Annotated in this window: 36 protein-coding genes; 13 read left to right on the top strand and 23 right to left on the bottom strand. The window is 48.4% G+C overall.

Features of this window, described 5'->3' with window-relative positions; genetic code table 11:
- The first annotated feature begins 58 nt into the window (after window positions 1-58).
- The 7 genes from F0316_RS01540 (at window position 59) to F0316_RS01510 (ending at window position 5,627) form a co-directional block, all read left to right on the top strand.
- Window positions 59-610, top strand: a complete 552-nt coding sequence (locus F0316_RS01540; RefSeq protein WP_000792385.1) for a YtfJ family protein — start codon at window positions 59-61, stop codon at window positions 608-610.
- 232 nt (window positions 611-842) lie between these two features.
- Window positions 843-1,133, top strand: coding sequence for a DUF2607 domain-containing protein (locus F0316_RS01535; protein WP_161783423.1), 291 nt, complete (start codon window positions 843-845; stop codon window positions 1,131-1,133).
- A 47-nt stretch (window positions 1,134-1,180) separates the two neighbouring features.
- A complete protein-coding gene (gene zrgA / locus F0316_RS01530; protein ID WP_149560155.1) occupies window positions 1,181-1,789 on the top strand; it encodes a zinc uptake protein ZrgA in 609 nt (202 codons plus the stop codon).
- An 81-nt stretch (window positions 1,790-1,870) separates the two neighbouring features.
- On the top strand, window positions 1,871-2,587 hold the full coding sequence (locus F0316_RS01525) for an ABC transporter ATP-binding protein (protein WP_001110874.1): 717 nt from the start codon (window positions 1,871-1,873) through the stop codon (window positions 2,585-2,587).
- Entirely contained in the window at window positions 2,584-3,843 is a 1,260-nt protein-coding gene (locus F0316_RS01520; protein ID WP_000864642.1) for an ABC transporter permease, read from the top strand. Before F0316_RS01525 ends, F0316_RS01520 begins: the two co-directional genes overlap by 4 nt.
- Window positions 3,844-3,895: 52 nt before the next feature.
- Window positions 3,896-4,417, top strand: coding sequence for a DUF3299 domain-containing protein (locus tag F0316_RS01515; protein WP_000819707.1), 522 nt, complete (start codon window positions 3,896-3,898; stop codon window positions 4,415-4,417).
- A 310-nt stretch (window positions 4,418-4,727) separates the two neighbouring features.
- Window positions 4,728-5,627 (top strand): TIGR03899 family protein, encoded by a 900-nt coding sequence (locus F0316_RS01510; protein WP_000774796.1) that lies wholly within the window; start codon window positions 4,728-4,730, stop codon window positions 5,625-5,627.
- A 72-nt stretch (window positions 5,628-5,699) separates the two neighbouring features.
- On the opposite strand, the gene cysC is transcribed toward F0316_RS01510, so the two are convergent.
- The 4 genes from cysC to cobA all read right to left on the bottom strand — a co-directional run bounded on the left by cysC (window position 5,700) and on the right by cobA (window position 9,683).
- Window positions 5,700-6,347: an adenylyl-sulfate kinase gene (gene cysC, locus F0316_RS01505; RefSeq protein WP_000043065.1), complete on the bottom strand. Its 648-nt coding sequence runs from the start codon at window positions 6,345-6,347 to the stop codon at window positions 5,700-5,702.
- Window positions 6,348-6,357: 10 nt separating this feature from the next.
- Complete coding sequence (cysN, locus tag F0316_RS01500; RefSeq protein WP_001057925.1) at window positions 6,358-7,788, bottom strand: sulfate adenylyltransferase subunit CysN; 1,431 nt, start codon at window positions 7,786-7,788, stop codon at window positions 6,358-6,360.
- 17 nt (window positions 7,789-7,805) lie between these two features.
- Complete coding sequence (gene cysD / locus F0316_RS01495) at window positions 7,806-8,753, bottom strand: sulfate adenylyltransferase subunit CysD (protein ID WP_080008364.1); 948 nt, start codon at window positions 8,751-8,753, stop codon at window positions 7,806-7,808.
- Window positions 8,754-8,816: 63 nt separating this feature from the next.
- Entirely contained in the window at window positions 8,817-9,683 is an 867-nt protein-coding gene (gene cobA / locus F0316_RS01490) for a uroporphyrinogen-III C-methyltransferase (RefSeq protein WP_172625945.1), read from the bottom strand.
- A 371-nt stretch (window positions 9,684-10,054) separates the two neighbouring features.
- On the opposite strand from cobA, the gene cpdB reads away from it, so the two are divergent.
- Both cpdB and F0316_RS01480 read left to right on the top strand, forming a co-directional pair.
- Window positions 10,055-11,962: a 2',3'-cyclic-nucleotide 2'-phosphodiesterase gene (cpdB, locus tag F0316_RS01485; RefSeq protein ID WP_230612712.1), complete on the top strand. Its 1,908-nt coding sequence runs from the start codon at window positions 10,055-10,057 to the stop codon at window positions 11,960-11,962.
- A 118-nt stretch (window positions 11,963-12,080) separates the two neighbouring features.
- Window positions 12,081-12,650, top strand: a complete 570-nt coding sequence (locus F0316_RS01480; protein WP_114721118.1) for a Crp/Fnr family transcriptional regulator — start codon at window positions 12,081-12,083, stop codon at window positions 12,648-12,650.
- A 2-nt stretch (window positions 12,651-12,652) separates the two neighbouring features.
- Here F0316_RS01480 and dbpA read toward each other — a convergent pair whose 3' ends face one another.
- Window positions 12,653-14,035, bottom strand: a complete 1,383-nt coding sequence (gene dbpA / locus F0316_RS01475) for an ATP-dependent RNA helicase DbpA (RefSeq protein WP_033931398.1) — start codon at window positions 14,033-14,035, stop codon at window positions 12,653-12,655.
- Window positions 14,036-14,260: 225 nt separating this feature from the next.
- On the opposite strand from dbpA, the gene F0316_RS01470 reads away from it, so the two are divergent.
- Window positions 14,261-14,710 (top strand): GNAT family N-acetyltransferase, encoded by a 450-nt coding sequence (locus tag F0316_RS01470; protein ID WP_000611535.1) that lies wholly within the window; start codon window positions 14,261-14,263, stop codon window positions 14,708-14,710.
- Window positions 14,711-14,712: 2 nt separating this feature from the next.
- The gene (locus F0316_RS01465; protein WP_148525773.1) at window positions 14,713-15,606 is read left to right on the top strand and encodes a DMT family transporter; all 894 of its coding nucleotides are present in this window, start codon (window positions 14,713-14,715) and stop codon (window positions 15,604-15,606) included.
- Here the strand turns inward: F0316_RS01465 and F0316_RS01460 are convergent.
- Window positions 15,556-16,122 (bottom strand): OapA family protein, encoded by a 567-nt coding sequence (locus F0316_RS01460; protein WP_001081780.1) that lies wholly within the window; start codon window positions 16,120-16,122, stop codon window positions 15,556-15,558. The genes F0316_RS01465 and F0316_RS01460 overlap by 51 nt on opposite strands.
- Before the next feature lie 225 nt (window positions 16,123-16,347).
- On the opposite strand from F0316_RS01460, the gene F0316_RS01455 reads away from it, so the two are divergent.
- Together F0316_RS01455 and F0316_RS01450 are read left to right on the top strand one after the other, a co-directional pair.
- Complete coding sequence (locus F0316_RS01455; RefSeq protein ID WP_044127011.1) at window positions 16,348-16,968, top strand: FKBP-type peptidyl-prolyl cis-trans isomerase; 621 nt, start codon at window positions 16,348-16,350, stop codon at window positions 16,966-16,968.
- 141 nt (window positions 16,969-17,109) lie between these two features.
- On the top strand, window positions 17,110-17,586 hold the full coding sequence (locus tag F0316_RS01450; protein ID WP_000559325.1) for a DUF2780 domain-containing protein: 477 nt from the start codon (window positions 17,110-17,112) through the stop codon (window positions 17,584-17,586).
- A 143-nt stretch (window positions 17,587-17,729) separates the two neighbouring features.
- On the opposite strand, the gene rplQ is transcribed toward F0316_RS01450, so the two are convergent.
- The 17 genes from rplQ to rplN all read right to left on the bottom strand — a co-directional run bounded on the left by rplQ (window position 17,730) and on the right by rplN (window position 26,292).
- Window positions 17,730-18,116 carry a 50S ribosomal protein L17 gene (gene rplQ, locus F0316_RS01445; protein WP_001216360.1) on the bottom strand — a complete coding sequence of 129 codons (387 nt, stop codon included), beginning with the start codon at window positions 18,114-18,116 and terminating at the stop codon, window positions 17,730-17,732.
- A gap of 26 nt (window positions 18,117-18,142) precedes the next feature.
- Complete coding sequence (locus F0316_RS01440) at window positions 18,143-19,135, bottom strand: DNA-directed RNA polymerase subunit alpha (protein WP_001162087.1); 993 nt, start codon at window positions 19,133-19,135, stop codon at window positions 18,143-18,145.
- A gap of 24 nt (window positions 19,136-19,159) precedes the next feature.
- Entirely contained in the window at window positions 19,160-19,780 is a 621-nt protein-coding gene (rpsD, locus tag F0316_RS01435; RefSeq protein ID WP_000135216.1) for a 30S ribosomal protein S4, read from the bottom strand.
- A 27-nt stretch (window positions 19,781-19,807) separates the two neighbouring features.
- Complete coding sequence (rpsK, locus tag F0316_RS01430; RefSeq protein WP_001118870.1) at window positions 19,808-20,197, bottom strand: 30S ribosomal protein S11; 390 nt, start codon at window positions 20,195-20,197, stop codon at window positions 19,808-19,810.
- A 19-nt stretch (window positions 20,198-20,216) separates the two neighbouring features.
- Window positions 20,217-20,573 carry a 30S ribosomal protein S13 gene (gene rpsM, locus F0316_RS01425; protein ID WP_000090771.1) on the bottom strand — a complete coding sequence of 119 codons (357 nt, stop codon included), beginning with the start codon at window positions 20,571-20,573 and terminating at the stop codon, window positions 20,217-20,219.
- Window positions 20,574-20,722: 149 nt separating this feature from the next.
- The gene (rpmJ, locus tag F0316_RS01420; RefSeq protein ID WP_000868186.1) at window positions 20,723-20,836 is read right to left on the bottom strand and encodes a 50S ribosomal protein L36; all 114 of its coding nucleotides are present in this window, start codon (window positions 20,834-20,836) and stop codon (window positions 20,723-20,725) included.
- Between the two features lie 38 nt (window positions 20,837-20,874).
- Window positions 20,875-22,209 (bottom strand): preprotein translocase subunit SecY, encoded by a 1,335-nt coding sequence (secY, locus tag F0316_RS01415; protein WP_000101599.1) that lies wholly within the window; start codon window positions 22,207-22,209, stop codon window positions 20,875-20,877.
- Window positions 22,210-22,229: 20 nt separating this feature from the next.
- Window positions 22,230-22,664 carry a 50S ribosomal protein L15 gene (rplO, locus tag F0316_RS01410; protein WP_000926115.1) on the bottom strand — a complete coding sequence of 145 codons (435 nt, stop codon included), beginning with the start codon at window positions 22,662-22,664 and terminating at the stop codon, window positions 22,230-22,232.
- Window positions 22,665-22,669: 5 nt separating this feature from the next.
- Window positions 22,670-22,846: a 50S ribosomal protein L30 gene (rpmD, locus tag F0316_RS01405; protein ID WP_000201159.1), complete on the bottom strand. Its 177-nt coding sequence runs from the start codon at window positions 22,844-22,846 to the stop codon at window positions 22,670-22,672.
- A 6-nt stretch (window positions 22,847-22,852) separates the two neighbouring features.
- Window positions 22,853-23,356: a 30S ribosomal protein S5 gene (gene rpsE / locus F0316_RS01400; RefSeq protein WP_001040926.1), complete on the bottom strand. Its 504-nt coding sequence runs from the start codon at window positions 23,354-23,356 to the stop codon at window positions 22,853-22,855.
- Between the two features lie 14 nt (window positions 23,357-23,370).
- Window positions 23,371-23,724 carry a 50S ribosomal protein L18 gene (rplR, locus tag F0316_RS01395; protein WP_000358092.1) on the bottom strand — a complete coding sequence of 118 codons (354 nt, stop codon included), beginning with the start codon at window positions 23,722-23,724 and terminating at the stop codon, window positions 23,371-23,373.
- Between the two features lie 9 nt (window positions 23,725-23,733).
- Window positions 23,734-24,267, bottom strand: coding sequence for a 50S ribosomal protein L6 (gene rplF, locus F0316_RS01390; protein WP_000091929.1), 534 nt, complete (start codon window positions 24,265-24,267; stop codon window positions 23,734-23,736).
- A gap of 14 nt (window positions 24,268-24,281) precedes the next feature.
- The gene (gene rpsH / locus F0316_RS01385) at window positions 24,282-24,674 is read right to left on the bottom strand and encodes a 30S ribosomal protein S8 (RefSeq protein ID WP_000062614.1); all 393 of its coding nucleotides are present in this window, start codon (window positions 24,672-24,674) and stop codon (window positions 24,282-24,284) included.
- 29 nt (window positions 24,675-24,703) lie between these two features.
- Window positions 24,704-25,009, bottom strand: coding sequence for a 30S ribosomal protein S14 (gene rpsN / locus F0316_RS01380; RefSeq protein WP_001118926.1), 306 nt, complete (start codon window positions 25,007-25,009; stop codon window positions 24,704-24,706).
- Window positions 25,010-25,026: 17 nt separating this feature from the next.
- On the bottom strand, window positions 25,027-25,566 hold the full coding sequence (rplE, locus tag F0316_RS01375; RefSeq protein ID WP_001096208.1) for a 50S ribosomal protein L5: 540 nt from the start codon (window positions 25,564-25,566) through the stop codon (window positions 25,027-25,029).
- Between the two features lie 24 nt (window positions 25,567-25,590).
- Window positions 25,591-25,908: a 50S ribosomal protein L24 gene (gene rplX / locus F0316_RS01370; protein ID WP_000729178.1), complete on the bottom strand. Its 318-nt coding sequence runs from the start codon at window positions 25,906-25,908 to the stop codon at window positions 25,591-25,593.
- A gap of 12 nt (window positions 25,909-25,920) precedes the next feature.
- The gene (gene rplN / locus F0316_RS01365) at window positions 25,921-26,292 is read right to left on the bottom strand and encodes a 50S ribosomal protein L14 (protein ID WP_000615540.1); all 372 of its coding nucleotides are present in this window, start codon (window positions 26,290-26,292) and stop codon (window positions 25,921-25,923) included.
- Between the last annotated feature and the right edge of the window lie 144 nt (window positions 26,293-26,436).

Below are 26,436 nucleotides of genomic sequence, written 5' to 3'. Positions count from 1 at the left end.
CTCTTTCCCCTCATTTGTGTGCTATACCTTTGTTTGCTCAACTTGAGGAAACAAAACCATGAAAAATAAAACACTTATCGCCTTACTCTTGGCATGCTCTCCCACTCTAGCTTTCGCACACAACCTGACTATCGGCTCACCGGTACCTGCGGTTGGTGTCGAAAAGCACGGTGAAATCGTCCTACAAGACAATAACATCAACTATCAAAAATGGCGCTCTGCGGATCTACTTGGCAAGGTACGCGTCATTCAAGCGATTGCGGGCCGTAGCAGTTCAAAAGAGATGAATGCGCCACTGATGGCCGCGATCACCGCCGCGAAATTCCCAGCCGAGAGTTACCAAACCACCACCATCATCAATCAAGACGATGCCATTTGGGGCACCAGCTCTTTTGTGAAATCGTCCGCGCAAGACAGCAAAAAAGAGTTTCCTTGGTCATCTATGGTGCTTGATGAGTTTGGTCTCGTTGCCCAAGCCTGGCAGCTACAAGCGGAATCCTCTGCGATCATAGTTCAAGACAAACAAGGTAACGTGCTGTTTGTGAAAGAAGGGGCGCTCAACGAAGCGGACATTCAAACCGTACTGGGTTTGATTCAGCAAAATCTGTAATCTCCCCAAACGACTTGACGTTGCAGCTCACACTGCTGCAGCTTCAAGCAGGAAGAGGATGCCTTCATCCATCAATCACATCGGGTGAGTAAGGACTAACTTGCTCACCCGTTGACTGAGTGACATCTGCATACAAACTCATCAGAATCATCGCTTGCCTGATTTGTGACTTGTTATATTATAACAAGCCTCAATCACTGTCGGTTTTCAATCACTCTTGGTCGCACACGCTATGTCGTTACCTCAGCTACGTCCAACTCGCTTATCCATAGTGGCTATGCTCTCTGTGGTGCTGGCGCTTTGGTTTAACGTGGCCGTGATTGATCACCAACTTGATCTGCATCCTGAACATCATTTACAGCATGATTGTCAGTTGTTTGCCAGCGCGGCACATGGCCTCAAAACCAGTCAGTGGATATTGCCCAGTTGGCGTCAAAATCCACCACAAGCGAGGGTTGAACAACCTATCCAACGCGCTCAAGTGCTGCACTCCTATTTCGCTCGTTCACCACCTGCGGCATAAAACAAATCAAACCGATTGTTTCTTTTTTGTTTTATTAGGAGTTTTTCATGCATTACCCAACAATGATTGCGCTGATGGTTGGCGCGACACTTTCTGGCAACGTATTGGCCGATCATCACTCTGACCATCAACATCGTCAGCACGAGGCTCATGTGCATGGCCAAGTTGAACTGAACATTGCTCAAGATGGCCATGACCTGTTGCTGGAAATCACCGCACCGGGAGCCGATGTGGTCGGTTTTGAACACGCCCCTCAAGATGACGCGCAAAAACAAGCACTCGAAAAAGCCTTAGAGACCTTGCATCACCCAGAGAAGCTATTTGCACTCAGTGATAAAGCACAGTGCGAAAAACGTGAAGTGTTGATTAAACACACTTTAGGTGGCGAAGAGTACCAACACAGCCACGCTTATGGTGAAGGTGAAGAACACGAGCATCAGCACGGTGAAGGCGAGCATGACCATGATGAGCATCAACACGGCTCATTCACCGCTCAATATCAGTTCCACTGTGAAGCCGTCGATCAGCTCAAACAGATCGATACCCAATGGTTCCAATATTTCCCAAGCACAGAGAAAATCCAAGCCAATCTGTTAACGGAAAAGCAGCAAAGTGCGCTACAACTGAACGCTAAGCAAACGCTTATCAAACTGTAATGCCACCGCTCGGGATAGGTGACTCTCACCTATCCCTCATTGGAGATGCTTTGATTTTCCCTGCACACATGAGGAGCCATGATGCCTGCTCACCGTTCTGATCCTACTTCATCCGTGATTGAGTTGAATGATGTGGTGTTCTGTTGGCCGGGAGCCAGCTCACCCACCTTGGATATTGCCCATTTACAGATTGCTCGGGGTGAACACCTGTTTGTCAAAGGTCCCAGTGGCTGCGGCAAGTCCACGTTACTTAGCCTTTTAACCGGCATTAATACCGCAACACAAGGTGTCGTCTCTTTACTTGGCAGTGACTTAAGCCGCTTGAGTGCCAGTCAGCGCGATCGCTTCCGCGCTGACCATATAGGCTATATTTTCCAACAATTTAATCTGCTGCCTTATCTGTCGGTGTTAGATAACGTGACCTTACCATGCCACTTTTCCGCGTTGCGTAAACAGCAAGTGGATGGTCCCTTATCGCACAAAGCGCAATCACTGTTGGAAAGATTGCATCTGCCAAGCGCTTTACTGAATAAACCCGTGACCGAACTCAGTATCGGCCAGCAGCAACGCGTCGCCGCGGCGCGAGCACTGATGGGTGAGCCGCAACTCATCATCGCCGACGAACCCACGTCTGCCCTCGATTACGATAACCGTGAAGCTTTTATTGCTCTGCTGCGTGAAGAAGCGGAGCGAGTCGGTTCCACTTTAGTTTTTGTTAGCCATGACCCAACACTGGAAAAGCTTTTTGAGCGAAGTGTTCACTTACCTACTCTCAATCGTGCAGGAGGTTGGCAATGAAAGTTATCCTGAATTTAGCGTGGAAAAGCCTACTCAATCGCAAAGCAACGGCTCTGCTCACCGTGTTAACCGTTGCTATCGCCGTGGTGTTACTGCTCGGGGTAGAGCGCATCCGCACTCAAGCGAAAGAGAGTTTTGCCAATACCATTTCCGGTACCGATTTGATCGTCGGCGGACGCTCAGGGCAGGTTAATTTACTGCTCTATTCCGTGTTTCGGATTGGCAATGCCACCAACAATATTGATTGGAAAAGTTACCAAGAATTTAGCCAGCACCCGGCGGTGAAATGGGCAATTCCGATCTCTTTAGGGGATTCACATAAAGGATTTCGCGTACTTGGCACCAATCACAGCTATTTTGAACATTATCGTTACGGAAGTAAGCAACCACTGACTTTTTCCCAAGGGCGAGAGTTCAATGGGTTATTTGAAACCGTGATTGGCGCCGATGTCGCCCAAACGCTTGGCTATCAAGTCGGCAGCCAAATTATCATCGCCCATGGCATCAGTGATGTCGGCTTTAGCCGCCACGATAACCTGCCCTTTACTGTGGTCGGCATTTTGGCTCCCACGGGCACCCCAGTTGATAAAACTGTGCATGTTTCCTTAGAAGCGATAGAGGCGATCCATGTCGGTTGGGAGTCCGGTGCCAATCTTGGCCATCAACCCAGCGCCGAACAACTGGCACAGCGTGATTTCACGCCTAAGCAAATCACCGCCATGCTGGTTGGACTCAAATCAAAAATCCAAACTTTTGCCCTGCAGCGGCAGATCAATGACTATCCGCAAGAGCCGCTCAGCGCTATCATGCCCGGCGTAGCACTGCATGAACTGTGGGGTATGATGTCCGTCGCTGAACAAGCACTGATGGCTGTCTCCGTTTTTGTGGTGGTAGCAGGGTTGCTCGGCATGCTCAGTAGCTTGCTGACCAGCTTACAAGAGCGGCGCAGAGAGATGTCGATCTTACGTGCAATGGGCGCAAGGCCACAGCATGTATTTGCTTTGCTGGTCAGCGAAGCAAGTGTATTGACACTCGTGGGCATCCTGCTTGGCGTGAGTGTGCTTTATCTGCTACTGGCGCTCGCCGCGCCACTGATTGCAAGCCAGTACGGCATTCAAATTGCGCTGGCTGGGTTAACCGCTTATGAATGGCAGTTGCTCGGCTGCGTACAACTGGCAGGTATAGTGATTGGCTTTATTCCCGCACTGCGCGCTTATCGACAATCGCTCAGTGATGGCATGACCATTCGCTTATAGGAATAAAATAGGTGACTGACTCACAATGAGAAGGATCACAAGGAAGCATTCGATGAAACGTTTTATGTTGATAGCGAGCCTCATCATGGCGCCGCTGTTCTCAACGCCACTATTGGCTAATCAAGACACCACTGCCAGTGAGCAGGATGTGTTACAACTCGACTGGCTCGATCTCATTCCAGAAAATGAGCGCAACTTGTTTGATCAACAAGGTATGCCGATGCCGGATCATAACGGTAATGAACCAGCCAAGCAGCAACAGATTGGCACGGTCCGTAAGGAGCTGAACGGCAGTCGGGTCAAAATTCCCGGCTTTGTGATCCCGCTTGAAGGCGATGATAAGAAGGTCACCGAGTTTTTATTGGTGCCTTACTTTGGTGCGTGTATTCACGTGCCACCACCGCCACCTAACCAGATTATTTACGTCAAGTTTCCTAAAGGTGCTCCGATCCAAGAGCTGTGGGATGTGATTTATGTGATTGGGGAATTGAAAACCGAATCACTCAGTCATGATCTAGCGGAAACGGCTTACACCATTATCGGTACTGAGATCGCCGAATACGACGATATGTAACCGCAGAGAGAAAACGCTGTGCCCTCCCTGCGCTTGCGCGGGGAGGTTACACCAAATATTTCGATAGATACGCCAGTACCGAGAAATAGCCGATAAATAAGATTAATAGCGATAGGTACTTGGCTAATTTGCGCTCTTTCCAATACTTCATAGCCACCCCACAAAGATTAATAACAACTTTAACAATTTATTATCATTTGTGATAGCACAAAATTGTGCACTACGTCAGAGAGTTTCACTGGCTGCTCAGCGGCGAACAGAGTAAATTTTACAGCAGACCAAAAACGCAGCAGAGGCTTTCAGGAAGCGCATGGCGGACAATATGACGCCTGTTGTGATCGAGCATGACTCTCAACAGAGCCAAGAGAAACGAACCCACTCCCATTACGTCAAAGACAGTGGTAGCCGCATTTTGGTTATCGCCCGTCATCACGGCTTAGATGCCCAGCTATTAACAGAATCGCCGGAAAACAGCGCATTAGAACGAGCAGTACATCGCGAGCGACAACGTAAAGAGCAGCGCCAGAAAAACTTAGAGCAGATCATTAAGCTTGCGCACAGCTCTTGCCGTAATGAAAGCGCTGGCGACCCCGACCAAGATTGGCTATATCGCTTTTTTGATATGGCGCAGGACATTCACAATAGCTCCATGCAGCGCCTGTGGGCGCAAGTGCTGAAACGTGAAGTGACCAATCCCGGCTTTACCTCCATGAAAGCACTGAAGGTGCTGCAGGATATGACGCCCAAAGAAGCGCAGATTTTACAACGCGCCGCCGCGCTGGCGTGCAGTTTTGGCTCAGACACCAGCTTGAAATTGCTGATTGGCTATAAAGCGCAAAATAGCTTGTTTAGTCTCGGCAAGCGCATAACCACCCAAGCCATCAATATAGGCAATCATCAACTGCCTTATTCCAGCTTGTTGGTATTGATTGAGCTGGGTCTTTTGCACGCAACGGAATTGGAATCGGGCGAGATTGAAGCCGAACCCGCCCTACTCCTTAGCTATCAGGGTAAAAATCTGCATCTGCAGCCGACCAGCAAAGGCGTGCGCCTGATCTATTATCGTTTTAGCCCAACCGGCAATGAACTGTGTCGACTGCTCGGTAACAAACCCAATATGACTTATTACGATCAACTGGTCGCACTTCTGACTCAGAAATTCACCGTACAGACTGAAGTAAGCAGCAGCTCGATTCACCACACCGTCTGATGACATGCCCTCAATAAAGAGATCAAAAAAGCGACCGGACGGTCGCTTTGGGTTTATTTTGAATCTAAAGAGTTATACCCAACGTTGAATGATATGACGCTCTGCTAACGCCTGTAGGCACTGCGCCACCAACTCATCCACGCTTTTTTCACCCGCCGGTAAATCGATATCCGGATTGAGCGGCGCTTCATAGGCGGAATCAATCCCAGTAAATTGGCGAATTTCTCCGGCGCGCGCCTTTTTGTACAAGCCTTTCGGGTCACGCGCTTCGCACACATCGAGTGATGTGTTGACGTACACCTCTAGAAACTCGCCATTTGGCAACAAGTCACGCACCATTTGGCGCTCAGCGCGATGGGGTGAAATAAACGCGGTCAGCACAATCAAACCCGCATCCGCCATCAGTTTGGCAAGCTCACCAATGCGGCGAATGTTTTCCCGTCTATCCTGTTCAGAAAAGCCGAGATCGCTACACAAACCGTGACGTACGTTATCACCATCCAGCAGATAAGTGTGATACCCAAGCGCCGCTAAACGGTTCTCAAGCGCCCCTGCCACGGTCGATTTGCCCGCACCCGATAAACCGGTAAACCAGAGTACCGCAGGGCGCTGCTGTTTCAGTGCCGCACGTTGCGCTTTATCCACCTCATGACGATGCCACACCACATTCTCTGGCTTGGCATCTTGTTCAAAGCGCAGGCTGTCTGCTTGCTTACTCATCCATCCTCACTCACGCTTTACCTAAGCGGCTTAAATCAATCGCTTGCCAATGTGGGAAGTGCTTACGCACCAAGGCATTGAGCTCAAGTTCAAAGGCTGAAAACGACTCGGTTTGGCCAGTGATATTTTGCAAACTGTCACGCACTAAACCCGCGCCAACGGTCACGTTTGTCAGGCGGTCGATAATGATGAAACCACCGGTATCGGCACAATCCAGATATTTATCCAGCGCGACAGTTTGGGTAAACGTCCACTCGCACAACCCAATCCCATTAAGCGGTAAACTCTCGGCATGGTAGGTCGACAAGTTATTGATGTCGTACTGATGACGCACCGCTTTTACTTGACCGACGGTTTTCTTGCCCGCGATTTTAATATCGTAATCACGCCCCACTTGCAGTGGCTGTTCTGTCATCCACACCACATCCGCCAACAAATGATTAGTGCTGTCGACTTGCGCACTTTCCAGCACAATTAAATCACCACGGCTAATATCAATTTCATCAGCCAGTGTCAAAGTGACCGCCAAACCGGCTTGTGCTTGAGGCAAATCGCCATCAAAAGTCACAATTCTTGTCACGGTTGAGGTTTTCCCCGATGGCAGCGCTTTGATTTTATCGCCGACTTTCACCACTCCAGAAGCAATCGTACCCGCGAAACCGCGAAAATCGAGGTTAGGACGATTCACATACTGTACTGGGAAGCGAAACGCACCACTGCTCTTGTCGCGATCAATATCGACATTTTCCAGTAGCTCAAGCAGTGATGGGCCTTGATACCAATCCATCAAACGGCTTTTTTCGACCACGTTATCGCCTTCCAATGCCGAAAGCGGGATGATCTGAATCTCGGTCTCTCCCTGTAAATGCTTTGAAAACTCAAGATATTCTGCGCGGATCTGTTCAAAACGATCTTGCGAATAATCGACCAGATCCATTTTGTTGACCGCCACAATAAAGTGTTTCAAGCCAAGTAAGTTGGAGATAAATGAGTGACGACGCGTTTGATCCAGCACGCCTTTACGCGCGTCAATCAAGATCACCGCCAGATCACAAGTCGATGCGCCTGTCGCCATATTACGGGTGTACTGCTCATGCCCCGGTGTATCGGCAATGATGAATTTGCGCTTCTGGGTTGAGAAATAACGATACGCCACATCAATCGTGATGCCTTGCTCACGCTCAGCTTGCAAACCATCCACCAGCAGCGCTAAGTCTGGGCGACTGCCCGTGGTGCCAACTCGCTGGCTATCGTTATGGACTGCGGCCAGTTGATCTTCATAAATCTGCTTTGAATCGTGGAGCAAACGACCGATCAGAGTGCTTTTACCATCATCGACCGAGCCACAAGTTAAGAATCTCAGTAACGATTTGTGTTGATGCTGATTGAGGTAACCTTCAATACCGAGCTCAGCGAGCTGCTCTTTGACTGCATTGTTCATACGCTTTCCTTCGATCCTTAGAAGTAACCTTGACGTTTTTTCAGTTCCATTGATCCCGACTGATCGTGGTCGATCGCGCGGCCTTGGCGCTCACTGGAGGTCGCCACCAGCATCTCTTCAATAATCTCGGTCAATGTATTGGCTTGTGACTCGATGGCTCCGGTGAGTGGGTAACAGCCTAAGGTGCGAAAACGCACGCTCTTGTGCTCAATCTGTTCACCTTCGCGCAGCTTCATACGATCATCGTCCACCATGATCAGCATGCCATCACGCTGTACGACTGGGCGGACATCCGCCAGATAGAGCGGAACAATCTCAATGTTTTCCAAATAGATGTATTGCCAGATATCCAGCTCCGTCCAGTTCGAGAGCGGGAACACCCGAATGCTTTCACCCTTGTTGATCTGGCCGTTATAGGTGCGCCATAGCTCTGGGCGCTGGTTTTTTGGATCCCAAGTGTGGTTTTTATCGCGAAAAGAGTAGACACGCTCTTTGGCACGCGATTTCTCTTCATCGCGACGCGCACCACCAAAGGCCGCATCAAAACCATATTTGTTCAACGCCTGCTTCAAGCCTTGGGTTTTCATGATGTCGGTGTGCTTAGAGGAGCCGTGATCAAATGGGTTGATCCCCGCCGCCAAACCTTCTGGATTTTTATGCACGATAAGATCAAAGCCGTACTTTTTGGCCGTCGCATCACGAAACGTAATCATGTCACGAAACTTCCAGTCGGTATCGACGTGCAACAAAGGAAAAGGGATCTTGCCCGGATAAAACGCTTTGCGCGTTAAATGCAACATCACCGATGAATCCTTGCCAATCGAGTACATCATCACCGGATTATCAAATTCGGCCGCCACTTCACGAATGATGTGGATGCTTTCTGCTTCCAACTGTTTTAAATGGGTTAAACGCTGTTGATCCATTTTACCTGCTTCCTTTTCGCTTGCCTGACGGCGGCGCACTGCCCTTAAGCAGCGCCGTAGTGTGAAATTTTAAGTAGTGACCAAGAAGATAAGTGCGGCACCTTACGCTGACTGCGCCGCATCAAGCTGCTGTGTTGTGCCTTGTTCGCCAAACCAGTGCAGCTTGGCGGCAAGCGCGACCACTTCACCCACCACAATCAGCGCCGGAGATTGCGCTTGGCTGGCTAAACTAGGCAAAGTTTGCAATGTACCAATCAGCACCTGTTGATTGACTTGAGTGCCACGTTCAATGATTGCCACAGGCGTGCTCGCTTGACGGCCATGCAACTGGAGCTGTTCAGCGATTGCCGCAGCGTTGCTCAAGCCCATGTAAATCACTAAGGTTTGCTTACCACGCGCCAGCGTTGACCAATCCAGATCCTTGGCTTGCGCTTTTAAATGGCCGGTGACAAACAGCGCCGATTGGGCGTAATCACGATGAGTGAGCGGAATGCCGGCATACGCCGTTGCACCAGCGGCTGCGGTGATGCCGGGGACAACCTGAAATTTCACGCCAGCTTCAAACAGCACTTCTAGCTCTTCCCCACCGCGGCCAAACATAAAAGGGTCGCCGCCTTTGATGCGCACCACGCGATAACCTTGACGGGCAAAATCGACCAAGAGTTGATTGGTTTTCTCCTGCGGCACACTGTGATGGCCTGCGCGTTTCCCCACACAGACTAAAATCGTCTCGCTTGGGATGAGCGCCATGATTTCATCGGACACTAAATAGTCGTAGAGCACCACATCCGCTTGTTGGAGATAACTGAGTGCTTTGACTGTGAGTAGCTCAGGATCGCCTGGGCCTGCGCCCACCAGCGCCACTTCTCCTGCTTGCAGTTGGCTACGCGCGGCACGCACATAACCTGAGCCTTCTACAACGGCTAAGCGAGGGGTTTTACGAAGGGGAGTTACCGCATCCTGCGCCATAATCTTGATCCTTAATTGGTCTGTTGCAGGCATTATGAGCAGTTACGGTTATTACCTGAAATTCTATAATTTCATTTTTTATTCCAAAAGCTGATATAAGCGGAGCGAAATGGGCATAAAAGCCTAAGCTCAGCAGATTACTCGACACAGTCAGGACAACAGCAGCATGCCAACTGGGATCAACCGGGCAATTTCAGACAAAGGTATCGCGTCACATCACAATTTGGTTATGAGTGAAACCTTTGTTTCATCGACTTTTGTTACATTTATCGAGTTGTTTTTATTTCCTCCTTCTGTCACTCATTCTGGAGTCTGTGATGACCATGATGATCAAACCTGTTTCTTTAGCGGTACTTGGCGGCCTGTTAGCTATGGCGGGCCCTGTAATGGCCGATACGATCAAACTACGTATTGTTGAAACCACGGATATTCATACCAATTTGATGGATTATGACTACTACAAAGATAAAGCCTCCGATCAAATTGGCCTGACGCGCGCCGCCACGCTTGTCAAACAAGCTCGCGCCGAAGTCGAAAACAGTGTGCTGGTCGATAACGGTGATTTGATCCAAGGTAGCCCGATGGGTGACTACATGGCAGCGAAAGGCATCAAGGCTGGCGAAGTGCACCCCGTTTATAAAGCCATGAATCCGCTAGGTTATGATGTGGGTAACATAGGTAACCACGAATTTAACTACGGCCTTGAGTTTTTAAAAGAGACCATCAACGATGCCGCCTTCCCCTACATAAACGCCAACGTGTTTGATGCCAAAACAGGTCAGCACTTATTCACGCCTTATGTGATTAAAGAGCACAGCTTTAAAGATACCGATGGAGAGGCACATACCATCAAGGTCGGTTATATCGGATTTGTTCCGCCCCAAATCATGGTGTGGGATAAGAAAAATCTCGAAGGTAAAGTGACCGCAGCCGATATCAAACAGACCGCAGAAAAACTTATCCCTGAGATGAAAGCCAAAGGCGCGGATGTGATTGTCGCCATCCCCCACTCTGGGATCAGCACCGATGAATACCAAGCTGGCGCAGAAAACTCGGTTTACTATCTGACCCAAGTGAAAGGCATTGATGCGATTGCTTTTGGTCACTCTCACGCCGTCTTCCCGGGTAAAGATTTTGCTAATGTACCGGGCGCAGATATCGATAAAGGTACCATCAATGGCGTGACCGCTGTGATGCCGGGCCGTTGGGGTAGCCATGTTGGGGTGATGGATCTGACCTTAGAAAAACAGCAAGGTCGGTGGGCAGTGACTTCCGGTCAATCCGAAGCTCGCCCAATCTTTGACAAAGCCAATAAGAAAGCGCTTGTCGAAGCCGATGCCACTATGGTGCAAGCGCTGCAACACGATCATCAAGGTACACGCGACTTTGTTAACCAGCCAATCGGCAAAGCGAACGACGTGATGTACAGCTTCTTATCACTGGTGCAAGATGACCCAACGGTACAAATCGTCAACCTCGCGCAGAAAGATTATGTCGAGCGCTTTATTCAAGGCGATCCAAACCTTGATGGTTTGCCAGTGCTATCTGCCGCTGCGCCTTTCAAAGCCGGTGGCCGTAAAGACGATCCTAACGGTTTCACTGAAGTGGAAGCGGGCGAGCTGACTTTCCGTAATGCCGCCGACCTTTACCTGTACCCGAACACCTTAGTCACCATGAAAGTGAGCGGTCAGCAGCTTAAAGAGTGGTTAGAGTGCTCAGCAGGCCAGTTTAACCAGATTGATGTGACGTCTAGCGCACCGCAATCTCTCATCAACTGGGATGGCTTCCGCACTTACAACTTTGATGTGATTGATGGCGTCAATTACCAGATCGATGTGACTCAGCCTGCGCGCTACGATGGTGACTGCAAACTGATCAACCCGAATTCACAGCGCATCGTGCAACTGACTTATCAAGGTAAGCCAATTGATACCCAACAAACCTTCTTGATCGCCACCAACAACTATCGTGCCTACAGCAACAAATTCCCCGGCACAGGCGCTGAGTTTGTCGCGTTTGATTCCCCCGATGAAAACCGCACGGTAGTGGCCGATTACATCGCTCGCGTGAGTAAGGACAAAGGCGAAGTGACGCCAAGTGCGGACAACAACTGGTCATTTGCTCCGATCAGCAGCAAAACCAAGCTGGATATTCGCTTTGAAACCTCACCAAGCGATAAAGCCACCCAGTTTATTAAACAAAAAGGTCAATATCCGATGACCCAAATCGCGACCGATGACGTCGGCTTCGCGGTGTATCGCATCGACTTACAAAAATAAGCATCAATAACCCCCTATTGAAACGGCAACCAATACAGCAGCTGCTTCAAGTCACTTGGGTTATCACGTAAAGTAGACAGCCACCTAGAGTGGCTGTTTTCTTTTCTATGAGGCTTTTATGCAAGCACTGTTTCACGCTTATCTAAAACAGCATGGTTTTTCCGATGCCGAATGTACGCAATTGCAAAGTGTCGCTCAGCCACTCGAGCTGCCAACACGACATGTCTTGGTCGCACAAGGAGAAACCACTCCCTTTGCCTATTGGGTGCTCGCAGGGCTGTGCCACGCTTGCTATCTCACCGAAGAGGGCAAAAGTTTCAGTAAAGAGTTTTATTGGGAGCAAGACTGGGCGATTGGTTTTGAAAGTTTGCTGCGTGAGCAAGCCTCACCCTTCATGCTGGAAACCTTATCTCCAGTACAACTGATGGGCGTACCGATTGATGTGTTACGTGAATGGCGCTCTAGTGGTCACCCGCTCTATCAACGTTTACTTGAGACACAACTGCTGTACAAGGAGCAAAAAGAGCGCTTTATGTTGCTCTATCGCCCAGAACAGCGTTACCAAGTGATGTGTGCTCAGTTTCCAGATTTGATGGCGCGGCTTTGCGATCATCACATCGCCGCATATTTGGGGATAACGCCAATTAGCCTCAGCCGCATTAAAGCGCGGCTGAGACAGGACGCGTAATATTATTTGAGTAAGCGAGCGCGGAACTGGCGTCCCTTCATCTTACCGTTGGCAATTTTATTCAGCGCTTTGTGGGCGATTTTCTTCTGCACGGCCACATAAGCACGCATCGGGAACAGGTTAATCTTGCCGATATGCTCCGCGGTCAGTTCGCCATCACTGGTCAGTGCACCAAGGATATCACCGGGACGCACCTTATCTTTCTTACCACCGTCAATCTGAATGGTGACCATATTCGCCGCGTAAGGACGAGCGCCTGCAGCAGGTTGCGGCAAGGTTGAAGGTTCAATCGCGATATCCATGTACTCATCAATTTGCGCCACACGGTAGCTCTCGTTGTCACTAAAGAAGCTAAACGCTAAGCCCTTACTTCCCGCACGACCAGTACGCCCGATGCGATGTACATGCACTTCAGGATCGCGAGACAGATCGTAGTTAAACACTGCATCAAGGTTATCGACATCCAGACCACGAGCCGCAACATCGGTCGCCACCAGAATAGAAATACTCTTATTGGCAAATTGCACTAAGGCTTGGTCGCGCTCACGCTGCTCCATATCACCATGCAGTTCAATCACGCTAAAACCGCTTTGATGCAGGGCATCGGCAACATTTTGTACTTCACGTTTGGTGTTACAGAACACCACCGAAGAAGTCGGTTGATGGTGCAAGAGCAACGTTTCCAGAGCCTCATCACGCGCAGCACTGCCTTCTACTTTGTAGAAATATTGACGAATGCTTGAAGTATCGTGGGTCGCCTCAACTTTAATCATCAGCGCATTGCGAGTCACGCTTTGTGCAATCTGCTCAATGCTAGCGGGATAAGTTGCACTAAACAGCAAGGTTTGACGCTCGGCTGGCGCGGCAGCAATGATCGCCTCCAGCGCTTCTTGGAAACCCATTTCGAGCATGCGGTCAGCTTCATCCAACACCAAGGTATTGAGCTCACTCAGATCGATACGATCTTTACTCAAATGATCCAAAATCCGTCCCGGCGTTCCAACCAAGATATGCGCGCCATGCTCAAGGGATCCGATCTGCGGCCCCATTGGCATACCGCCACACAGCGTCAACACTTTGATATTGTGGATAGCACGCCCTAGCGTACGAATATCGGTCGCGACTTGATCGGCCAACTCACGTGTTGGACACAGCACCAAGGCTTGTACACGAAAGCGCTTCACATTGAGGTTGGAAAGTACCCCAAGACCAAACGCAGCGGTTTTACCGGAGCCTGTTTTGCCTTGGCCAATCACATCCTGCCCTTTAAGGATCGCAGGAAGAGATTGTGCCTGAATCGGAGTCATAGTGGCAAACCCCATGGTTTCAAGGTTAGCAAGAAGTTCAGGCTTCAGATTCAAAGCAGCAAAAGAGTTGGCGTTCAAGGGGTGTCCTCAGTGTGACGAAAAAAGAAGCGCTATTATCGTTATTTTGCGCCCGAGCTCCAGTGAATCTTGATTTAAATTTTCTTGCTTGCCCTTAACCTTTGTTAACGCTGGTTTTTACGCTGCCTGCTACAGTACTGCTATTCCTATCCGCCCATACTCAAATGACTTGCAGTTGCAGCATCTCATAGGAAGTGGATAGATTTCATATTTAAGGAGATAAAGATGATCAACTGGCAATGTATCCCTTTTTGCCAATTAACCACCCAACAGCTGTACGAACTACTCAAACTGCGTGTCGATGTTTTTGTGGTCGAGCAGACCTGCCCCTACCCGGAATTGGATAACAAAGATACGCTCAACGAAGTGCATCACCTGCTGGGTTATCAAGATGGAGAGCTCGTCGCTTGCGCACGTCTACTGCCGGCCGGGGTGAGCTATCCTAGTGTTAGCCTTGGCCGTGTGGCGACTAAGGCCAGTGCACGTGGCAATGGCTTAGGACACCAACTATTGCAAACGGCACTTGAGCAGTGTCAAAACTTATGGCCACAACAATCGATTGAAATTGGTGCACAGGAGCATCTGCGCGAGTTTTATGCTCGCTATGGCTTTGTCGCAACCTCAGAAACCTATCTAGAAGATGGCATTCCTCACATTGATATGAAAAGAGCCTAACCATGAACCCTGTAGCGTTAGCTGTTTGGCTACTGGTTCTGGGCAATTTGGCGGCTTCGCTCTCTGATGTGGCAGTCAAAATGCTGCAAGGTGAAGTCGTACCTTTTCAATATATGTTCTTGCGCCAACTCTTTGCTTTTGCCCTCATCTGGCCCGTGTGGCGAAAACAGCCCAAAGTCTTACGTCAACTGCATGATCCTAAAGTTACCCTAATCCGCGCTCATTTAGTGCTACTGGGCGCTGGCTGTATGGTGGTCGCGATTTCGTATTTACCCTTAGCCACCGCCAATGCGGTGTTTTACGCCGCGCCACTATTGATGCTGCCTCTCTCAATTCTGTTTCTGAAAGAGAGACCAAGCCGCGGCAAGGTTATCGCAACCGTCACCGGCTTTCTTGGGGTACTGATTGTCTTGCGCCCGTCGCAATTTCATTGGGCAGCCCTGTTTGCCTTGGGTACGGCATGTTCGTTGGCACTCTTTAACCTACTCGCTCGCACCATCCCTGAGCGCCAACCTGTCGTGACCACACTTATGTGGACCACACTTTTTTCACTCCCCATTTCCGGCTTACTGGCGGCCGCCTATTGGCAGCCGCTCAGCTTATCTCAGTGGTTATGGATTGCTGCAAGTTCAGGATTGATTTTGCTCTACAACGGTTTGGCCGTTGCCGCATATCAGAAAGCGCCAGCCAGCCAAATCGCACTGGCTGAGTATTCAGGATTGATCTTTGTTGCGGCTTTTGGCGCATTCTGGTTTGCTGAAATGCTGGACGCACTGACTTGGCTGGGGATTGGAATGATTATTCTGCCTCTGTTGCCTAGCGCATGGCTGGCAAAGTGGCGGGAATTACTTACTGCGCCCAAAGCCACCATCAGAGAGACGGAAGAACATCACTGATTGGTTATTACGTTCAAGCTGCAAAATGTCTAATTGGCCGTTTTCCGCCAATTTAAAGCGGATCAGTTGACCGGCTTGGATTTGGCTCAGCGGTTTATCAGAACCTTCCACCTTAACCAGCGCATTAATATCAGTGAGTGGTAGCTCGTTGTTACGAAACACCTGGGACAAAGTATCCCCCTGACGCACCACGTACTCTTGCCATGCCGAAGATTTAAGGGCGGTTTGCGCTTGCGTGCGTTGTTCACTCAAGCTTTGCGTATTGATCCCAACCTCAATCCGCTTTGACGTAGCAGGAGTTTCAGCCGCCACGTCTTGCTTGTCCGGCAAAGGGATCACCATCAATACCAACACAGCTGGCGTGAGCACCATCAAGCCACGACGATGAAAAGGAGGCAAGCGCAACCATAACGCATGCAGTTGTTGGCGATAGCGTGGCCAATCCAATTGCTGCCAATAATTCTGCACTTTGGCCAGATAATCAGTTTGCTGCGGCTTCTTGTGGCGGCGGTTCATGTTCAAAGTCCTTTAATTACTTGCCCACAGTATAAAAATTCATGAGGTTAGAGTATAGAGTCGAGTGACATGAAAGCCAAAGCTTGACACAAACTTGAAGTTTTTCGCTGAACTTTCTGCGACAAGTCACACCGAACGGATAGCAACGATTGGGCGCTAAACGTTTCATCACTCTACCTAACCTGCTATTCTGTCGCCTTTATTGAACGACCAAGAGTGACTTTTATGTCTGAAGTAAAATTTGAAACCGTAGAACAGAAAGCAAGCTACGGCATTGGCCTACAAATGGGTCAACAGTTGGCAGGTAGTGGCCTTGAAGGCTTAAACGTAGCGGCAATTGCTGCGGGTATCGCCACCGCTCTTGTTGGCGAGCAGCCAGCGATTTCTGTTGATGAGATCAACCAAGCTCTACATGCGATTCATATGCGTGCTGAAGAAGCCCGCCAAGAAGCCGCTAAAGTGGCCGCTTCTGAAGGTGAAGCTTTCCTGAAAGATAATGCTCTACGTCCAGAAGTGACGGTTCTTGAGTCGGGCCTGCAGTACGAAGTACTGGTTAAAGGTAATGGCGCAATCCCAACATCCGATAAGTCAGTTCGCGTACACTACCACGGCCAACTGGTTGATGGCACTGTGTTTGATAGCTCAGTATCACGCGGCCAACCTGCTGAATTCCCGGTGACAGGCGTGATCCGCGGTTGGGTTGAAGCTCTGCAACTGATGCCTGTTGGTTCTAAGTGGAAACTCTACATTCCACACAACCTTGCTTATGGCGAGCGTGGCGCAGGCGCAGCGATTCCTCCGTTTGCAGCGTTAGTATTTGAAGTCGAACTGCTGGATATCCTGTAAGTTTCGCTTTCGCAATTATGTGACAAAGAGCGACCCACTGGGTCGCTCTTTTTTCATTAAACTATCTCACATCCAAGGTTTCGATCTGAACCTTCGAACCGAATAAGAAAATACGTTACGCGCCATTTATGGAGAGTGATCATGCATTATCGTTTTACTGCCTTACTTATTTCGACGCTCGCCAGCACATCCGCTCTGGCTTTCCCTGACCTCAAATCTTTAGGTTCAAACGACCTCGCTGGATTAGTTGGTGAAACCCTCTCCCAATCCAAAGCAACCCAAGAGTTATTGACTCAATTTACCAGTCAATTTCCTCTTTCACCGCAACAAGCGGGAGGTGGCGTAGCAACCTTGCTTGCACAGGCTCAAAACAACCTAAATGCCGATCAAAAAAGCGAGTTGCTCCAATTAATCCCAAACCTTAATGATTTGAATGGTCTCATCCCAAATCAAAACCTCAGCACAATTTTGCAACGCAAAGAAGTGAACCAAGCCTTTAATACATTAGGACTGGATGCCAGCATGGTTGAACAGTTCGTGCCTGTTTTGATGCAATACCTGACTCAGCAAGGTGCGAGTCAAGACCTATTGGCGTCATTAGGTAAGCTATGGCAGTAATGCCATGCCCACTATCGATATACAGTGTGAAATCGAGATACAGTGTGAAAAAGCACAACACCCACTTTTCACACCCAGATAAAGCAGAAAATAGAAATAAAAAAGCCGGGCTAGCCCGGCTCTTTTATTGCATGACGAACTGATTACTCAGCAGCAGCTTCAACAGCAGCTTCTGGGCGATCAACCAGCTCAATGTATGCCATTGGAGCTTTGTCACCTGCACGGAAACCACACTTCAGAATACGAGTGTAGCCGCCTTGACGTGCAGCGAAACGTGGACCTAGTTCGTTAAACAGTTTTGCTACCACTTCGTTATCACGAGTGCGAGCAAATGCTAGACGACGGTTAGCAACACTGTCAGTCTTAGCTAGTGTAATCAAAGGCTCAACGACGCGACGCAGCTCTTTCGCTTTTGGCAAAGTAGTCTTGATAACTTCATGACGTACTAGAGAGCTAGCCATGTTGCTGAACATCGCTTTGCGATGACTGCTGTTGCGGTTGAGTTGACGACCACTCTTACGATGGCGCATGACCTAATCCTTCTAACTAATATCGATTAATCTTCAGCGATTGACGCTGGTGGCCAGTTTTCTAGACGCATGCCCAGAGACAGACCACGTGATGCAAGCACGTCTTTAATCTCTGTAAGAGACTTCTTACCGAGGTTTGGCGTTTTAAGAAGCTCAACCTCAGTGCGCTGTACCAGATCACCGATGTAGTGAATCGCTTCTGCTTTCAGACAGTTAGCAGAGCGAACTGTTAGTTCAAGATCGTCTACAGGACGCAGTAGGATCGGATCGAATTCTGGCTTCTCTTCCTTCTCCTCAGGTACACGTACATCACGAAGATCTACGAACGCATCCAATTGCTCAGCAAGAATTGTTGCTGCGCGACGGATTGCTTCCTCAGGCTCAAGAGTACCGTTAGTTTCCATATCGATAACAAGCTTGTCCAAGTCAGTACGCTGTTCAACACGAGCTGCTTCAACAGAGTAGGCAATTTTGTCTACTGGGCTGAAAGTCGCGTCAACAAGCAAACGACCAATTGGACGCTCATCTTCTTCAGTATGGATACGGGCAGAAGCTGGAACATAACCACGACCACGTTCTACTTTGATACGCATAGCGATCGCAGCATTGTCAGAAGTTAAATGACAAATAACGTGTTCAGGGTTTACGATCTCTACATCACCGTCATGGGTGATGTCACCTGCAACCACAGGGCCCGAGCCTGATTTGTTCAGTGTAATGAACACTTCATCTTTGCCTTCGGCAACGCGAACAGCCAGACCTTTCAGGTTCAAGAGAATCTCAAGGATATCTTCCTGAACACCTTCTTTGGTGCTGTACTCGTGAAGAACGCCTTCAATCTCTACTTCAGTCACAGCACAACCTGGCATTGAAGATAGAAGAATACGGCGAAGTGCATTACCCAGAGTATGGCCGAAACCACGCTCTAACGGCTCAAGAGTTACTTTTGCGTGTGTCGTGCTGATTTGTTCGATATCAACAAGACGTGGCTTAAGAAATTCTGTTACAGAACCCTGCATTGTGTCCTCTCTTTAGTTTAAACCTTACTTAGAGTAAAGCTCGACGATCAATTGTTCGTTGATGTCAGCAGACAGATCGGAACGCTCAGGCATACGCTTGAAAGTACCTTCCATCGTGTTTACATCGACTTCAATCCAAGTTGGTTTTTCGCGTTGTTCAGCAACTTCTAGAGCCGCTTTGATGCGAGATTGCTTTTTCGCTTTCTCACGAACTGCAACAACGTCGTTTGCCGCAACATTGAAAGAAGGAACGTTTACTACTTTACCGTTTACTAGGATAGCTTTGTGGCTAACCAGCTGACGTGCTTCAGCGCGAGTTGCACCAAAACCCATACGGTAAACTACGTTATCCAGACGACCTTCCAGAAGCTGAAGCAGGTTTTCACCTGTGTTGCCTTTCAGGCGAGCAGCTTCTTTGTAGTAGTTACGGAATTGTTTTTCTAAAACGCCATAAATACGACGAACTTTTTGCTTCTCACGAAGCTGAACGCCATACTCAGACAGACGACCGCGACGAGCGCCGTGTACGCCTGGTGCGTTATCAATTTTACACTTGGTATCAATCGCACGAACGCCTGACTTAAGGAACAAGTCAGTACCTTCGCGGCGGCTAAGCTTCAGCTTAGGACCCAAATATCTTGCCATGATCTTTCTCCAATCTTCCTAGAAACGTTAAACGCGACGTTTCTTCGGTGGACGACAACCGTTATGAGGGATTGGTGTAGCATCAACGATGTTCGTGATACGGAAACCAGCTGCATTCAGAGCGCGAACAGTAGATTCACGACCTGGACCAGGACCCTTAACCATAACCTCTAGGTTCTTTAGGCCGTATTCTTTAGCCATTTCAGCACAACGCTCAGCAGCAACCTGTGCAGCGAACGGAGTAGACTTACGAGAACCGCGGAAACCAGAACCACCAGCAGTTGCCCAAGCAAGAGCATTACCTTGACGGTCCGTAATGGTTACGATTGTGTTGTTGAAAGATGCGTGGATATGCGCTACGCCATCAGCAACTTGCTTGCGTACACGCTTACGTGCGCGAGTTGGTTGTTTAGCCATTGTACTCTACCCTTCCCGATTATTTCTTGATCGGCTTACGCGGACCCTTACGGGTGCGAGCGTTGGTTTTAGTACGCTGTCCACGTAGTGGTAGACTGCGACGATGACGAAGACCACGGTAACAACCAAGATCCATTAGGCGCTTGATGTTCATGGAAACTTCACGACGTAGATCACCCTCTACAGTGTACTTAGCTACACCATCACGCAGTTGATCGATCTGCTCTTCAGTTAGTTCACTGATCTTAACACTCTCAGCAATACCCAGGTCAGCTAGAATAGCTTTTGAACGAGTTTTGCCGATACCGTAGATCGCAGTTAGAGCGATTACAGCGTGTTTATGATCAGGAATGTTAATGCCTGCTATACGGGCCACTATGCACTCCTAGTACTTTCATCAAAGAATTACCCGCAACAAAGCCCGTCGAGGATACGTTGCGGTATACTACTTCTTTTGCACGCAAAAGGTAGGCCGAGGAATATACTCGACACTACCTTAATTTTCAAGTAAAAAATTTCTGCTAATTAGCCTTGGCGCTGCTTGTGCTTTGGCTCACTGCAAATCACGCGAACGACACCGTTACGCTTGATAACTTTACAGTTACGGCAGATTTTTTTAACGGAAGCACGAACTTTCATTGCTAAACTCCGTAAATCTATCTGAACTGCCTGCCGTATTAACGGCCGTAGCCTTTCAGATTTGCTTTTTTCAACACAGACTCATATTGATGAGACATCAAATGGGTCTGTACCTGTGCCATAAAGTCCATGATCACGACAACTACAATCAGTAGTGATGTGCCGCCAAAGTAGAAACGTACGTTCCAAGCGACCATCATGAACTCAGGGATCAGACAGATAAAAGTAATATACAGTGCACCTGCAAGGGTTAAACGTGTCATTACTTTATCGATATATTTCGCTGTCTGCTCACCTGGGCGGATACCGGGTACGAATGCACCAGACTTCTTCAAGTTATCTGCCGTTTCACGCGGGTTAAACACCAACGCGGTATAGAAGAAACAGAAGAAGATAATCGCCGCTGCATAAAGCATTACATACAGAGGCTGGCCTGGGCTCAAAGCTAAAGACACATCAGTTAGCCAACCGAATGTGCTGCTTTCGCCGTTCTGACCAAACCACTGCGCCAATGTTCCTGGGAACAGGATAATGCTTGACGCAAAAATCGCAGGAATTACACCAGCCATGTTGATTTTCAACGGCAAGTGAGTGCTTTGTGCTGCGAACACTTTACGACCTTGTTGACGCTTTGCGTAGTTCACAACGATACGACGTTGACCACGCTCCATGAAAACAACGAAGTAAATCACAGCAAAAGCTAACACTGCGATTAACAGCAGAAGAAGTACATGCAGTTCACCTTGACGCGCTTGCTCGATTGTTTGACCGATTGCTTTAGGCAATCCAGCAACAATACCTGCGAAAATCAGTATCGAAATACCGTTTCCAATTCCACGCTCTGTAATTTGTTCACCTAACCACATTAAGAACATGGTACCGGTTACTAAACTCACGGTCGCAATCAGGGTAAACATGGTTTGGTCGATAACGACCAGATTGTTGACCATGTTTGGTAAGCCTGTTGCAATACCAATCGCTTGGAATGTTGCAAGTACAAGCGTGCCGTAGCGCGTATATTGGCTTATCTTACGACGGCCTGCTTCACCCTCTTTCTTGAGTTCCGCTAACGCTGGATGAACTACTGTTAGCAACTGGACAACAATTGACGCCGAAATATACGGCATGATGCCCAGTGCTAAAATAGATGCACGCTCAAGAGCACCACCGGAGAACATGTTAAACATTTCTACGATGGTACCTTTTTGCTGTTCGAACAATTCGGCAAGTACAGCAGCGTCAATACCAGGAATCGGCACAAAAGAGCCGGCTCGGAATACTAAAAGTGCACCAATTACGAAGAATAAGCGCGACTTCAGTTCACTTAAGCCGCTCTGAGCACTACGAAAATCTTGTCCTGGTTTTCTAGCCATCTGTACCTCAATCCTCGAGATTATTCCTCGATTTTACCGCCTGCAGCTTCGATTGCAGCTTTAGCGCCTTTAGTCACGCGCAGACCTTTTACAGTCACTGCTTTGTTGATCTCGCCAGAAAGAACGATTTTTGCAAACTCGATGTTTTTAGTAACAAGGTTTGCCGCTTTCAGAGCGTTCAGATCAACTACGTCACCAGTTACTTTCGCCAGTTCAGACAGACGAACTTCAGCAGACACAAAGCTCTTACGAGAAGTGAAGCCGAATTTTGGTAGACGTTGTTTCAGAGGCATTTGACCGCCTTCAAAACCTGGACGTACTTTGCCGCCAGAACGTGACTTTTGACCTTTGTGACCACGGCCACCTGTTTTACCAAGGCCTGAACCGACACCACGACCTAAACGCTTAGGAGCATGTTTAGAACCCGCAGCCGGTGATAGAGTATTCAATAACATTATGATTACTCCTCAACTTTAACCATGTAGTAAACCTTGTTGATCATGCCACGAACACATGGCGTATCTTCAAGTTCTACTGTGTGGTTGATTTTACGAAGGCCTAAACCGCGCAGTGTAGCTTTATGCTTTGGCAGGCGACCAATTGAGCTTTTAGTTTGAGTTACTTTAATAGTTGCCATGTGTTCTTACTCCGAAATCGCTTCAACAGTTAGACCACGTTTAGCAGCAACCATTTCTGGTGACTTAACGTCTACTAGCGCATCAATCGTTGCACGAACGATGTTGATTGGGTTAGTAGAACCGTACGCTTTAGACAAAACGTTGTGTACACCAGCAACTTCAAGTACTGCACGCATCGCACCACCTGCGATTACACCAGTACCTTCTGCAGCAGGCTGCATGTAAACTTTAGAGCCCGAATGGCGACCTTTCACTGGGTGGTGAAGAGTACCTTCGTTCAGCGCGATCGTAACCATGCTACGACGTGCTTTTTCCATTGCTTTTTGGATCGCAGCAGGTACTTCACGGGCTTTGCCGTAACCGAAACCTACACGACCGTTACCGTCACCAACTACAGTCAGTGCAGTAAAGCTCATGATTCGACCACCTTTAACCGTTTTAGAAACACGGTTAACTGCGATTAATTTTTCTTGCAAATCATTCGCTTGAACTTGTTGTTCTTTAGCCATCTTCCAACCCTACCTTAGAATTTCAGACCAGCTTCGCGAGCAGAATCTGCTAGCGCTGCTACTCGACCGTGGTATTGGAAACCAGAACGATCAAACGCAACTACAGTTACGCCTTTTTCAAGTGCGCGCTCTGCAACAGCTTTACCCACTGCTTTTGCTGCATCGATGTTACCGGTGTATTTCACTTGCTCACGGATCGCTTTTTCTACAGTAGAAGCGGCGGCGATAACCTCAGAGCCATTAGCTGCAATCACTTGTGCGTACACATGACGAGGAGTACGGTGTACTACTAGGCGAGTTGCACCCAGTTCTGCAATCTTACGACGTGCACGTGTAGCACGACGGATGCGAGATGCTTTCTTATCCATAGTGTTACCTTACTTCTTCTTAGCTTCTTTACTACGCACATTTTCATCTGCGTAACGAATACCTTTGCCTTTGTAAGGCTCAGGCGCGCGGTAAGAACGAATGTCAGCCGCAACTTGACCAACTACTTGCTTGTCGCAACCAGTTAGGACAATTTCAGTTTGGCTTGGACATTCTGCTTTAACACCCGCTGGCAGCTCGTGCTCAACAGGGTGAGAGAAACCCAGAGTCAGGCCTACAGCGTTGCCTTTCATAGCAGCACGGTAACCAACACCCTTCAGAACGAGTTTCTTAGTAAAGCCTTCAGTAACACCAACAACCATATTCTTAACAAGAGCACGTGCAGTACCTGCTTGTGCCCATGCATTGGCTACGCCTTCACGTGGACCAAAAGTCAGTTGGTTGTCTTCTTGTGCGATCACTACACCATTGTGGAAAACGCGAGTTAATTCGCCTTTAGCACCTTTGATAGTGATCTCTTGGCCGTTCAGTTTCACCTCTACGCCAGCTGGAATAGCGACAGGTGCTTTAGCAACACGAGACATGTTCTACTCCTTAATTATGCTACGTAGCAAATGATTTCACCGCCAAGACCTGCTTTACGAGCAGCGCGGTCTGACATCAGACCCTTGGAAGTGGAAACGACAGCAACGCCTAGACCACCCATTACAGATGGCAGCTCGTCTTTCTTCTTGTAAACACGAAGACCTGGACGAGAAACGCGTTTGATTTGCTCGATTACTGGTTTTGCTTGGAAATACTTAAGAGTGATTTCCAGCTCTGCTTTCACTTCGCCTTCAACAGCGAAATCAGCGATATAACCTTCTGCTTTCAGAAGTGCAGCAATTGCAACTTTCAGCTTTGAAGAAGGCATTTTTACAGCAACTTTGTTTGCTGCCTGACCGTTACGAATGCGGGTCAGCATATCCGAAATCGGATCTTGCATGCTCATAAACTTTACTCCAAATGATTAAGTGGCAATTACCAGCTAGCCTTACGAAGTCCTGGAATCTCGCCTTTCATGCAAGCTTCACGAACTTTAATACGGCTTAGACCGAACTTACGTAGGAAACCGTGTGGGCGACCAGTTTGGTTGCAACGGTTACGCTGACGAGAACGACTTGAATCACGTGGAAGAGATTGCAGTTTAAGAACCGCGTTCCAACGATCTTCTTCAGATGCGTTTACATCGCTGATGATAGCTTTCAGAGTTGCACGCTTTTCAGCGAACTGAGCTACCAGCTTCGCACGTTTTTCTTCACGTGCTTTCATTGATTGTTTAGCCATAACAGTAACCCTTCACCTTACTTACGGAATGGGAAGTTAAAGGCAGCCAGCAGAGCACGGCCTTCCTCATCGGTACCAGCGGTAGTCGTGATAGTGATATCAAGACCGCGTACACGATCGACTTTATCGTAGTCGATTTCCGGAAAGATGATTTGCTCGCGAACGCCCATGCTGTAGTTACCGCGACCGTCAAAAGACTTGCCGTTAACACCGCGGAAGTCACGTACACGTGGTAGAGCGATAGAAATCAAACGCTCCAAGAAATCCCACATGCGCTCGCCACGCAAGGTTACTTTACAACCAATTGGGTAGCCTTCACGAATTTTGAAACCAGCTACAGATTTGCGCGCTTTAGTGATCAGTGGCTTTTGGCCAGAGATGATCGCCATATCAGACGCTGCATTTTCAAGTAGTTTCTTATCGTTGATTGCTTCACCAACGCCCATATTGAGGGTGATTTTCTCAATTCTAGGGACTTGCATGACGCTTGTGTAACTGAACTGTTTGGTCAGCTCAGCGACTACAGACGACTTGTAGTAATCATGCAGTTTCGCCATAGTAGAACTCCAAATTACTTCTAATTAGTTAGAAACGATTTCGTTGTTAGATTTAAAGAAACGAACTTTCTTACCATCTTCGAAACGGAAACCGATGCGGTCTGCTTTACCAGTTTTTGCGTTGAAAATCGCAATGTTAGAAACGTCGATCGCTGCTTCTTGCTCAACGATGCCACCTTGGACACCCATCGCAGGAACAGGTTTCTGGTGTTTCTTAACTAGATTGATACCTTCAACGATAACTTTACCAGTTGCCAGAACCTTAGTTACTTTACCTTTCTTGCCTTTGTCTTTCCCAGCAAGAACGATTACTTCGTCATTTTGACGGATTTTAGCTGCCATTGTTGCCGCTCCTTACAGAACTTCTGGAGCCAGTGATACAATCTTCATGAATTTCGCATTACGAAGTTCACGAGTCACTGGACCAAAGATACGTGTACCGATAGGTTGCTCACTGTTGTTGTTCAACAGAACGCAAGCATTACGGTCGAAGCGAATGACAGAACCGTCTGGACGACGTACGCCTTTACGGGTGCGAACTACCACCGCCTTTAATACATCACCTTTCTTTACTTTACCGCGAGGAATTGCTTCCTTAACGGTAACTTTGATGATGTCGCCAACGTGGGCGTAACGACGGTGAGAGCCACCCAGAACCTTAATACACATTACGCTGCGAGCGCCTGAGTTATCAGCTGCATCCAGCATAGTTTGCATTTGGATCATGTTAGTGCTCCGCTAAATATTAAAAAAACTAGACCCATCTCGGGTCGGGCTGCCTCTTTAAAGGGACGCGAATTGTACCACCCTTTTTTTTGATTGGGTAGTCAAAAAACAAGCGGCCCCAAAAATAATTGGAGCCGCCTGAAT

The sequence above is a fragment of the Vibrio cholerae genome (genome assembly GCF_008369605.1).
GTDB lineage: Bacteria > Pseudomonadota > Gammaproteobacteria > Enterobacterales > Vibrionaceae > Vibrio > Vibrio cholerae.
Note: the sequence above shows the minus strand (reverse complement) of the source record. Positions and strands in the feature narration are given on the sequence as shown.